We start from the raw sequence: 11,573 nt of genomic DNA, 5'->3' as shown, positions 1-11,573 counted from the left end.
GCCCGGTGCCGAGGAACAGGTAGTTCGGCGCCACCGCGTCAAACTGCCCGCTCACCCCCTGCTGCGCCGTCAGGATGTTGTACTGCTGGCCCAGCAGGCTGCGCACCTCGCTTTGCGTCAGCAGGTTGCTGCTGTTTTCCAGCGTGACCGCCACCTCGCCGCCGCCGATCGTCGCCGAGCCGCTGCTCTGGATCCGATCGCTCTGGCCGTTCGGCCCCACTTCCACCGCATAGCGCGAACCCGGCTCGAAGCTGACGTTGCCGGCCACGTTCAGGGTGCCGATCGAGTTGCCCGGCGCCACGGTGCCGCCACGGCGGGCGGTCAGCGAACCGACCGTGCCGCTGCCGCCGACGATGCCGCCGTTCTGCACGCTGACATCCGAGGTGACCGAGCCGTTGATCGCCAGCCGCCCCTGATTAACCAGCGTCGGGCCGGCATAGGTGTTGTTACCGGTCAGTACCAACGTGCCGATACCCTGTTTGGTCAGGCCGCCATGGCCGGAGATGTCGTTGCTCCAGAAATCCAGGCCGCACAGCACATCGCTGCAGACGCGCTCGGTCGGTTTACCCTTGTCCAGCACCGCGCCGACGCCCGGCAGATCCACCACAAACTGGGTCGGGCCGTAAGCACCGTTAACGAGAAATTCCTCAGGGATATCCTGCTCGGTAACCAACATGCCCGGACCGTTGATAGCCTTGCCCAGGTTGATCATCCCCCAGCCGTAGAGCGCGTCGATGCCCGGCGCGCCCATGTCGGTGGCAGTGGTTTTCAGCACTTCCGCCACCTGCGCACCACTCAGATACGGGAAACGCTCCATCAGCACCGCGACGCTGCCGGCCACGTGCGGCGCCGCCATCGAGGTGCCGCTGTATTTGGCGTAGCCGGTTGTCAGATTCTCTAGGCTGGTGCCTTCGATTACCGAGCTGTATACCCGGGTGCCCGGCGCCGAGACGCAGAAGCTGGCGGTATAACCGCAGCGAGAGGAGAAGGTGCTGATGCTGTAATCGCCGGTATTGGTCGGATCCTGCAAGCTGGCGACCGACAGCCAGTTCGGTGCAATCTCCGGCACAAAATAAGCCAGGCCGGCCATGGCATCGGGGTTATTCAGATTGCCGTCGTTACCGGCGGCGAAGATGGTGACCACGCCGCTGCGGGCCGCGTCGATCGCGCCCTGATAGGCGCCGCCAGGCTTGGTACCGAGGATCTGTTTGATCTGATCGAACTGCTTTTGCGCATCGTTTACTGTGAAATGCGGATAAGCCGGGTCATAACCGCCCTCATCAAACTTTTCGGTAATACCGATGCCCCAGCTATTGTTGATGATGCGCGCGCCGCTGGCCACCAGCGCATCCCAACCGGCCTTATACACCGCGCCGTCGTTGCCGAGGATGATGCCGTCCTCCGGGCCGGGATCGCCGTTCTCCGCGCTGATGATCTGCGCGTTGAACGCCACGCCGTGCATGGCGCCGCCGTCTCGGCTGCCGGCGGCGATGCCGCCCACGTGGGTGCCGTGCGAACCGAGCGTGCCATCGGAATCCACGCTCGGCGTGCCGTCATAGCGAAAAGCGTCGCCTTTTTTCACCGGAATATAGGGATCGGTGTATTCGCGGATGCCTTCGGTAACCAGATTGATCACCTTATTCTCACCGGCGAATTCCGGGTGCTTGGCGTAAACCGGTTGATCGAAAATGCCAAGTTTGATGCCTTTTCCGGTATAACCGGCGGCGTAGGCCTGGTCGGCGTGGATCGCCCCCAGCCCCCATTCTGCATTGAACTCACTGCTGCGCCAGCTGGCCGGATCGCCCGCCTGGCCGTTCTCTATATAGCTGGAGGCCTGCGCCCCGCCAATCGCCGTCAGGCAGATCAGCATCGCGCTCCATTGTGCGCGATGAACTCCGATTTCAGGCCAGCCGAAGGCCGCCCGAGCGGATTTGACTCCTCTACGTTTCTTCTCCATCCCAGATACCGTCCGTTGTTGTTTGCAAATGTTTTATAAGATTTTTTGTGTAACAGTTTGGTAACACCAAATAAATAAAGCACAACAATCTCAAGTGCGCTTAATGTGTCATCCGGCAGTTCGACGGGAGGAGAGAATGTTTCAGGGGTGAATCAGGCCAGTGCCGATAAGAAATGACAATGACGTTTACCGGTATCGAAACGGCGATAATAAGTGAAGGGATAAATTATAATTTACTGATAAATAAAAATATAACTCAGGGAGACATGAAGAGTGCGGCCGCCTGAAAAGTGCTTAACAGGCGTCTTTTATCACTTTTAATTATAAATTTTGCCAATATTCACTCAGTGAATTATGCTGGTTTTTCACTCGGCCATCGGCAAAAATTGGATTATCCTGCTGATGTTTTTTTGCAGTTCGTCGCGTCCTCTTCCGCCTGACGCAGAATGGCTTTGGCCATCCATTGCGTGACGTCCTGAATGCTCTCAAGCTCCAGCCCCCAGATATCTTTCAGCACCAGAAACACCTCCGAGCCGTAAATCAGCGAGAAAGCATGAATCACTCTCTGCAGAGAGACCGGCGGCAGTTTGCCCTGCAGTGGTTCCACCGCCAGCGCCAACAGACGCTTGCGGTTGCCGCGCACAAACTTTTCGCCCGGCGTGGCGTGTGCCCACTGCTGCAAAGAGAGCTGCAGCGCCGCACGCAATGCTCCCTCGTGCCGCTCCATCTGAGGATAGGCGAAAGTCAGCAACTGCTGGATGCGTTTCAGGGCGTCATCGTCTTGCGGGCGCCATTCCAGAATAGGCCCCAGGCTTTCCGCCACCACGGCGCTAATCAGCGCACTCTGGGTCGGAAAATAGCGGTAGGCCGTCGCACGCGATACCTGCGCATGCGCCGCCAGTTCGGTGATCGAAGGAAACGCCCCTTCGTCATACAGCGTCATCGCGCTGGCCAGCAACAAACGGTAGGTTTTTGCCCGGGTGGAAGTCAGTGAAGGATCAAACGGGGTGGGAAAAGCATCTATCGGCACATAAACCTCATGCATCTGCACACGCTTGCGCAACAGAGGATGCGCCTCTGTCGACTGGCTGCCGGCAAAGCGCCGGCCACGTTGAAAAGCTCAAAAATGAGACAGGAGTCCCATTTTGCACTGAGCTGCCCTTGCAAAAATGATACTGCCGTCTCATTATATAAATACATTAATCAATTTAATTTAAACGCCAACACCAGGGCACCCTAAAAAATATAACAAAATGATTTTTAAATAAAAATTAGAAGCACCCCAGGAAGATACATGAAAGACACTTCAAATTTTGTCTATATTGCTACCACAGCAGATACGAAAGGACAAGAGCTGGAGTATGTACGGCGGCTGATCGCTGCCCTGAATTTACCCACGCGAACCGTCGATCTTTCCACTCGTCGCTTGCCGTTTGACTCCCCGGCCGATATCGGTCCAGAGGACGTCGCACGCCACCATCCGGCGGGCGCCGACGCGGTCTTCTGCGCCAGTCGCGGCCAGGCGATCGCCGCCATGGCGACCGCTTTCGAACGTTTTATCCTGACGCGCCGCGATATCGCCGCCTTGCTTGGCCTGGGCGGCTCCGGCGGCACCGCCATCATCACGCCGGCCATGCAGCAGCTGCCGATCGGCCTGCCGAAAGTGATGGTCTCGAGCATGGCGGCGGGAGACGTTTCCGCCTATGTCGGCGCCAGCGATATCAACATGCTGTATTCGGTCACCGATCTCGCCGGCCTGAACCGCATCTCGCGACGGGTGCTGAGCAACGCAGCGCGCCAGATAGCCGGCGCAGTGCACTTCGCCGCCGTCGACTATCACGATAACAAACCCGCGATCGGCCTGACGACGTTTGGCGTCACCACGCCCTGCGTTCAGGCGTTGGTTGCCGAACTGGGAACACAATGGGATTGTCTGACGTTTCATGCGACCGGCAGCGGCGGCAGATCGTTGGAAAAACTGATCGATAACCGCCAACTGCACGGCGCCATCGATTTAACCACTACCGAAGTGGCCGATTACCTGTTTGGCGGTGTGCTGCCCTGCAATACGGATCGTTTCGGTGCCATTGCGCGTACCGGCATCCCGTGCGTGCTCTCCTGCGGCGCGATAGACATGATCAACTTCGGCGCGCCGAATACGGTGCCGGCTCGCTATGCCAACCGTCTGCGTCACCATCACAACCCGCAAGTGACGCTGGTACGCACCAACGCGCGGGAGAATGCGTTAATGGGGCGTTGGATGGGCGAAAAGATCAACGCCTGCGCGGGCGAAGTGCGTTTCGTTATCCCGGCGGGCGGCGTATCGGCTTTGGATGCGCCCGGCCAACCGTTCTGGGATCCGGCGGCGCTGGCCGCCTTTACGCAAGCGCTGGAGGAGACGGTATACGCCACCGACAAACGCCGGCTGATAAAAACGCCTTATCATATTAACGACCCGCGCTTTGCACAGGCCGTTGCCGAACAGTTCCGGCGCATTGTCGGCGGGGAATGATTATCACTCACTGCAGAACCTGCCGGTGATAACGCCAAATAAAAAGGGCCAGACAAATAGTCTGGCCCTTTATTATTCACCGCGAGCGGATATTACTGACCGGAGGGCATCTGCTCCTTCATTTTATTCATGTGGTCCATCATCTTTTGCTCGCGTTTCTGATAATTCTCATTGTATTGTTTTTTCTGCTCAGGCGTCAGCAGGTTATACATTTTATTTTCCGCTTTGGCGCGTGCCAGCATGCGTTCGGATTGCGCTTTGCCGATCGCGTCAATTTGCGCCTTCGCCTTCGCTTCGTCAAAGCTGTCGGAAGCGACCAGATTGTGCAACGCCTGGCGCTCCTCTTTCATGCCCGGCCCGCGCTTCTGGTGCGACTCTTTCATGATATCGCGCATCTGCTGGCGCTGCTGCTCGGTCAGGTTCAGCCCGGCGAACGGGCCGCCTTTGCCTTCACCCTTGTGATGCATCATTTTCATCGGCGCCGCATCCGCCGCCGGGGCCGTCGCCGTATCGGCGGCGAACGCCACGGAAGCAGAACCCAGAGCCAGCGTGGAAGCAATAAATAAAGCCGTCAATTTACGCATAATCATTTCCTTAAAAATTTTCTTCATCAGGAGCGCTGTACGTTAACAGGCTCATTCGTTGTCGGAGATAATAATAGGCTGATAAATTTCAAGTAATGCGAGGGTGTGTAAACTTTTTAAAACCCGTCTCGGATTTATTCACCAATTATGAGAAAACTATGAAGATGGCGTTTATTTGATGGAAATTTTAATTTCTCGGCAAAAATCCCCCCGGTGGAGTTATTTTTCCGCTTTCCCCTCACCGCTATAATTTACTCACCTGCACGGCAACCTTGTATCAACCGTTTTCCGATAGCAGGGAAAATCACTAAGCATCACACGATCCGATGTTCTCCTACACTTTAAGGCAAGCGGCCGCCGGGCGACGTTTACACCGCAAAACTAATCATTGCTTATATAATAGTTTCCATCACCCGCCCCGCCTGTGAAAACCTGTTATATGATGCACAGATGCGTACGGCGATCGCTTTCGGGCCAACAGGCTGCCCGGCGCTGTGCCGGCCGCCCGCCCGTGCTCTTTTGAGGAATCGTCATGCCCGCAGACCAAGGCCCTGAGCTTCTTAGCGCTCACTTCGGCACCCAAAGCCCCCACTGGCGGCTGGCGTTTGACAGCAATGCCCTGGAGCTGTCCGCTATTAAGGGCAAAGCTCATGTCGCGGTGGCGCTCAGCGCCATGGAAGCGGCGAAAATCCGCCGTCTGACCGGCGTGACCGCCAGCCTTGAGCTGACCATTACGCTAGCCGGTGAACCGCTGCATCTGCATCTGGTCGGGCGCCGCGTCAACAACCTCGAATGGGCGGGCACCGCTTCCGCCTTCAGCGACACCCAATCCGTGGCGCGCGACCTGGTGCACGGCCTCTCCTTCGCCGAGCAGGTGGTGTCCGAAGCCAACTCGGTGATCGTGATCGTCGATCAGCACGGCCGCATCCAGCGCTTCAACCGACTGAGCGAGGAGTACACCGGGCTGCACGAACACGAGGTGATCGGCAAAAACGTTTTCCAACTGTTTATGAGCCCGGAAGAAGCCGCCGCTTCGCGGCGCAACATCGCCGGCTTCTTCCGCAACGGTTCGTCCTATGAGGTGGAACGCTGGGTAAAGACAGTCAAGGGTGAACGGCTGTTCCTGTTTCGCAACAAATTCGTGCACAGCGGCAGCGGAAAAAACGAAGTCTTTCTGATCTGCTCCGGTACCGACATCACCGAAGAACGTCGCGCGCAAGAGCGGCTACGGGTGCTGGCCAACACCGATCTCATCACCGGCCTGCCGAACCGTAACGCCATACAGGACAAGATCAATCACGCCATCACCACGCGCGGTGAAGAGAGTTTCGGCCTGGTGTACCTCGATCTCGACAACTTCAAAAAGGTCAACGACGCCTACGGCCATATGTTCGGCGATCGGCTGCTGGTCGAGGTCGCTCTGGCGATCCTCGGCTGCCTGAGCCCGGATCAAGTGCTCGCCCGCCTCGGCGGCGACGAATTCTTGGTGCTGGCGCCACAAAGCGATCGCGAGCGCCTGCAAACGCTGGCGCAGCGCATTATCGACAGGCTGAAGACCCCTTTTCGCATCGGCCTGATTGAGGTGTATACCGGCTGTTCGATCGGCATCGCACTCTGCCCTGAGCACGGCAACGATCTCGACAGCCTGATCCGCAGCGCCGATACCGCCATGTACGTCGCCAAGGAGCACGGAAAACGCACCTATACCGTCTTCTCGCCGGAGATGAACAAACGCGTCGCCGAGTACATGTGGCTGGACACCAATCTGCGCAAAGGGTTGGAGCAAAATCAGCTGGTGCTGTATTACCAGCCTAAAATCGACGCGCACAGCGGTGAAGTGCACAGCGTGGAAGCGTTGGTGCGCTGGGATTCGCCGGAGCGCGGCCTGATCCCGCCGCTGCAGTTCATCTCCTACGCCGAGGAGTCCGGCCTGATCGGCCCGTTGGGCCAATGGGTGCTGCAAACCGCCGCCGGGCAGGCGGCGCAGTGGCAAGAGCGGGGATTGAATCTGCGGGTGGCGGTCAACCTCTCTGCCCGTCAGCTGGCCGATGACAGCATCGTCAACGACCTGCTCGGGGTGCTGCACCGTCACCGCATGGCCCCCTGTCTGCTGGACTTCGAGTTGACCGAAAGCAGCCTGATTGAAGACGAGAATCGCGCGCGCGCGCTGATCACCCGGCTGCGCGAACTGGGCGCGCAGGTGCATCTTGACGACTTTGGCACCGGCTATTCGTCGTTGGCGCAGCTGGCACGCATTCCTCTGGACGCCATCAAGCTGGATAAAAGCTTCGTGCGCGGGGTGAATTTCAATCCGGTATCGCAATCGCTGGTACGCGCGATCGTCGCGGCGGCGGAGGCGTTGGCCTTCCGCGTGATCGCCGAAGGGGTGGAGACCGAGAGCGAAAACCACTTCCTCGACGAAGTCGGCGTGGACGAAAAACAGGGCTTTCTGTTCGCGCGGCCAATGCTCCCGGAACAGCTGGAGCATTGGCTGCAGTCCTATCGCCCGCGCTCACCCTCCGCATGAGGCGGGCGCGTTAACGTTAGCCGGCACGACGCAGGTTCAGGGTATGGCGATCCTGCAACATCACCAGTCGCTCGATGTAGGCACGGTCTTTTTCCTCAATGGTAAAGGCCGAGTGCACCCAATCTTCGGTAATGTCCATCAGCTCGGAACGCGTCAGCTGCAACACGCGCTGACGCGCCCGCAGCATGGCGCGCATGCCGTTGAGCTTCGGCCGGATGGTATCGATAAAGGTGCGCGTCGCCAGGTAAGCGTCGCCGGGCTGGAACAGCTGGTCTACCAGCCCGCGGCTCTCGAACCACTCTGCGGTGTGCGACTCGCCGCCCCAAATCAGCTCCTCAGCCAAGCGCATGCCCGCCTTGCGCGCCACCAGCGAGTACCCCCCCATGCCGGGAAACAGGTTGAACGCAATCTCCGGGAACCCCATGCGCGCATTGTTTTGCGCCAATACGAAATGGTGCGCCAGCGCCGCTTCAAAACCGCCCCCCAGCGCACTGCCTTCAACCATCGCAATGCTGACCGCGCCGGTGTCGAAACCGCGCGCCGCCGCATGCACGCAGTCGATGCAGGCGCGCGCGTAGGCCATCATCGCCTCGCGCTTGCGGTTTTTGATCGCTTCGGCGAAGAACTGCAGATCGCCGCCGACGTTGAACATGTTCGGCACCAGCGAGCCGGTGACCCAGAAGTCGAACCGCAGCGAAGACTCCTTCGCCGCCTGCGCCAGCGTCATGATGTCTTCAATCAATGCCTGGTTGAAGCAGGGGCGTGGCGCAGCGCGCAGCAGCATCCACATGATGTGCCGCCCCTCTTCATAGTAGGCGGAGATCTGCGACAGATTGCCCGCTTCGGTAAACGGACGACAGGTGGGGTGATTAAGCAATTTCATAAGACCTTCCAGTTTTTCTGTTGATGACGGATGAGACCGTTCCAGCCCCTACGGCTGCAGCGGAGCGGCGAGCGGCAAAGCGCGACGCCACATCATGAGTAAACGCTTTCTCGCCGACGAAACAGATAAAAATTGGAGGTAGAGAAGTGAAAAAAACCGAGGCGCCACGGGGTTTTCATAGGAATTTTACCTATCGCGCCATCCCCGGCATTTCATGCCGGGCGCTAACGCGTTAAGCTCGGAAATTGACCGTTTGCCGCCCCGGCGCTCAAAACGCCGCAGGGCTTTGGCTATAATCAACGCTGATACATGCCGTTTAACGTTAAGGAAATCGTGAAGTAATGCCTACAGGACCAGACCAGGAACGCCGCCAGCCCGCACAAGACACGCCGCCGAAGCCGCTTATCGCCATCAAGACCGGCCATGAGACGCTCGACCGCCGCATTAGCGGTTTTTCACGTCTGATTGAACGCATCAAAGCCTGGCCGAGCGTGGCGCACCTGCTGCGCGCCGCCGAACGCTTTAACGATCGGCTGGGCAGCCAGTTCGGCGCCGCCATCACCTATTTTTCATTCCTCTCGCTGATCCCGATCCTGATGGTGTCGTTCGCCGCCGCCGGTTTCGTGCTGGCTTCCAACCCGGATCTGCTGGCCCGCTTGATCAACCGGATTGTCGGCAGCATCAGCGATCCGACGCTGGCCAGCACGCTGAAGAACACCGTCAATACCGCCATTCAGCAGCGCACCACCGTGGGGTTGACCGGCCTGGCGCTGGCGCTCTATTCCGGCATCAGTTGGATGGGCAACCTGCGCGAAGCGATCCGCGCGCAGTCGCGTGACGTCTGGGAGCGCAATCCGCAGGATCAGGAGAAAATCTATTTCAAGTACACCCGCGACTTCATCTCGCTGACCGGCCTGGTGGTCGCGCTGATCATCACGCTGTCGCTGACCTCGGTCGCCGGGTCGGCGCAGGCGGCGATCGTCAACGCGCTGGGGCTGGACGGCATCGAATGGCTGCGGCCGGCGCTGACGACGATCGCACTGTCGATCTCGATCTTCGCCAACTATCTGCTGTTCCTGTGGATTTTCTGGATGCTGCCGCGCCACAAACCGAAGAAAAAAGCGCTGCTGCGCGGCACCTTGCTTGCGGCTATCGGCTTTGAGGTGATCAAGTTCGTGATGACGATGACGCTGCCGCAGGTGGCGAAATCGCCTTCCGGCGCGGCCTTCGGCTCGGTGATCGGGCTGATGGCGTTCTTCTACTTCTTCGCCCGCTTGACGCTGTTTTGCGCCGCCTGGATCGCCACCGCCGACTACAAAGGCGACAAAGCCGTGCCGGAACGCGAGCCGCCGGCGCGCTGAAGCCATGCGATCGTGCCGGTGTTATCGCACACACCGGCACTTTCCTCTGGATATCAGCCAGAAAACCAGTCAATACGTCTAAATAACGCGGCACGCGATCCGAAAAACCAGCATAACAGACTACCCAATCACTTTTCTTTGCCGCTTTTACAGCCATTCCCTCTGTACGAAAGCCCTTTCTCAACGTTTAACGCTGCAGAAAACAAGCCAGATAAAACATTAGTCTTTTTAACCGGTTAGCCGGGTCATTGCCCAAAGTTCCCGCGTTGAAAAGGCCGAATGCTGTCACTAAGATGGATTTTTACCCCCTCCAACAATAAGAAATAGATATGCAAGCCACCATCGCACCCCCACTCGACGCCGACGACGCGTCCACACCGGTGAACTCCCGCGGGAAAGTCATCGTCGCCTCGCTGGTCGGCACCGCCATCGAGTTTTTCGACTTCTACATCTACGCCACCGCCGCGGTGATCGTGTTCCCGCACATCTTCTTCCCGCAGGGCGACCCGACCACCGCGACGCTGCAGTCGCTGGCCACCTTCGCCGTCGCCTTTGTCGCGCGCCCTATCGGCTCTGCGCTGTTCGGCCACTTCGGCGATCGCGTGGGGCGCAAGGTGACGCTGGTCGCCTCGCTGCTGACCATGGGGATTTCCACCGTGCTGATCGGCCTGCTGCCGAGCTATGAAACCATCGGCATCTTCGCCCCGATCCTGCTGGCGCTGGCGCGCTTTGGGCAGGGGCTGGGGCTGGGCGGCGAATGGGGCGGCGCAGCCCTGCTGGCGACGGAGAACGCGCCGGCCAAAAAGCGCGCGCTGTACGGCTCCTTCCCCCAGTTAGGGGCGCCTATCGGTTTCTTCTTCGCCAACGGCACCTTCCTGCTGCTCTCGTGGCTGCTGAGCGACCAGCAGTTTATGGAATGGGGCTGGCGCGTGCCGTTCATCCTCTCCGCGGCGCTGGTGCTGATTGGCCTGTACGTGCGGGTATCGCTGCATGAAACGCCGGTGTTCGCCAAAGTGGCCAAGGCCGGCAAACAGGTGAAAGTGCCGCTCGGCACGCTGCTGAGCAAGCATCTGAAAGCCACCATCCTCGGCACCTTCATCATGCTGGCGACCTACACGCTGTTTTATCTGATGACGGTGTATTCGATGACCTACGGCACCGCGCCGCAGCCGCTCGGGCTCGGTTACTCCCGCAACAGCTTCCTGTGGATGCTGATGGTGGCGGTGATCGGTTTCGGCGTGATGGTGCCGATCGCCGGTCTGCTGGCGGACGCGTTCGGCCGCCGCAAGACCATGATCGCCATTACCCTGCTGATGATCGGCTTCGCGTTCCTGTTCCCGACCCTGCTGGGTTCCGGCAACCAGGCGCTGGTGATGGGCTTCCTGCTGTGCGGCCTGAGCATCATGGGGCTGACCTTTGGCCCGATGGGCGCGCTGCTGCCGGAGCTGTTCCCTACCGAAGTGCGCTATACCGGCGCATCGTTCTCCTACAACGTCGCGTCGATCCTCGGCGCGTCCGTGGCGCCTTATATCGCAACCTGGCTGGCGGCCCACTACGGACTGTTCTACGTCGGCATGTACCTGGCGGCGATGGCCGGGCTGACGCTGCTGGCCCTGCTGCTGATGAAAGAAACCCGCCATCAGTCGCTGTGATCCCCTACGGCCCCCTCACTGCGGGGGCCGCACGCGGTGTTCGTTTCCTGTCATAAAACCGGGCTATGCTGAATGTTTCTCTCGGTAACAGGATCGG

The 11,573-nt window shown here is 59.2% G+C and carries 8 protein-coding genes; 4 read left to right on the top strand and 4 right to left on the bottom strand.

The genetic code is table 11. The features are described from left to right. A partial coding sequence (locus AC2CGI_RS23590) for a S8 family serine peptidase (protein WP_484593980.1) occupies positions 1-1,870 on the bottom strand: 1,870 nt, incomplete at its 3' end. 478 nt (positions 1,871-2,348) lie between these two features. Beyond that, on the bottom strand, positions 2,349-3,002 hold the full coding sequence (locus AC2CGI_RS23585) for a TetR/AcrR family transcriptional regulator (RefSeq protein WP_076741294.1): 654 nt from the start codon (positions 3,000-3,002) through the stop codon (positions 2,349-2,351). 249 nt (positions 3,003-3,251) lie between these two features. On the opposite strand from AC2CGI_RS23585, the gene AC2CGI_RS23580 reads away from it, so the two are divergent. Next, the gene (locus tag AC2CGI_RS23580; RefSeq protein WP_075685507.1) at positions 3,252-4,469 is read left to right on the top strand and encodes a Tm-1-like ATP-binding domain-containing protein; all 1,218 of its coding nucleotides are present in this window, start codon (positions 3,252-3,254) and stop codon (positions 4,467-4,469) included. 92 nt (positions 4,470-4,561) lie between these two features. Here the strand turns inward: AC2CGI_RS23580 and spy are convergent, their stop codons facing one another. Then, complete coding sequence (spy, locus tag AC2CGI_RS23575; RefSeq protein ID WP_031300317.1) at positions 4,562-5,053, bottom strand: ATP-independent periplasmic protein-refolding chaperone Spy; 492 nt, start codon at positions 5,051-5,053, stop codon at positions 4,562-4,564. A gap of 532 nt (positions 5,054-5,585) precedes the next feature. Here spy and pdeR point away from each other — a divergent pair. Next, the gene (pdeR, locus tag AC2CGI_RS23570) at positions 5,586-7,580 is read left to right on the top strand and encodes a cyclic di-GMP phosphodiesterase (protein WP_075685509.1); all 1,995 of its coding nucleotides are present in this window, start codon (positions 5,586-5,588) and stop codon (positions 7,578-7,580) included. Positions 7,581-7,596: 16 nt separating this feature from the next. Here pdeR and AC2CGI_RS23565 read toward each other — a convergent pair whose 3' ends face one another. After that, positions 7,597-8,463, bottom strand: a complete 867-nt coding sequence (locus AC2CGI_RS23565) for a crotonase/enoyl-CoA hydratase family protein (protein WP_004929989.1) — start codon at positions 8,461-8,463, stop codon at positions 7,597-7,599. Between the two features lie 341 nt (positions 8,464-8,804). Here AC2CGI_RS23565 and yhjD point away from each other — a divergent pair, with 341 nt between their 5' ends. Both yhjD and AC2CGI_RS23555 read left to right on the top strand, forming a co-directional pair. Then, positions 8,805-9,824 carry an inner membrane protein YhjD gene (yhjD, locus tag AC2CGI_RS23560; protein ID WP_015379386.1) on the top strand — a complete coding sequence of 340 codons (1,020 nt, stop codon included), beginning with the start codon at positions 8,805-8,807 and terminating at the stop codon, positions 9,822-9,824. Between the two features lie 329 nt (positions 9,825-10,153). After that, positions 10,154-11,476: an MFS transporter gene (locus AC2CGI_RS23555; RefSeq protein ID WP_004929985.1), complete on the top strand. Its 1,323-nt coding sequence runs from the start codon at positions 10,154-10,156 to the stop codon at positions 11,474-11,476. Positions 11,477-11,573: the final 97 nt, after the last annotated feature.

Source organism: Serratia sp. LSHTC3, from assembly GCF_057197125.1.
The sequence above is the reverse complement of the archived record's forward strand: the minus strand, read 5'-3'. Positions and strand labels throughout refer to the sequence as shown.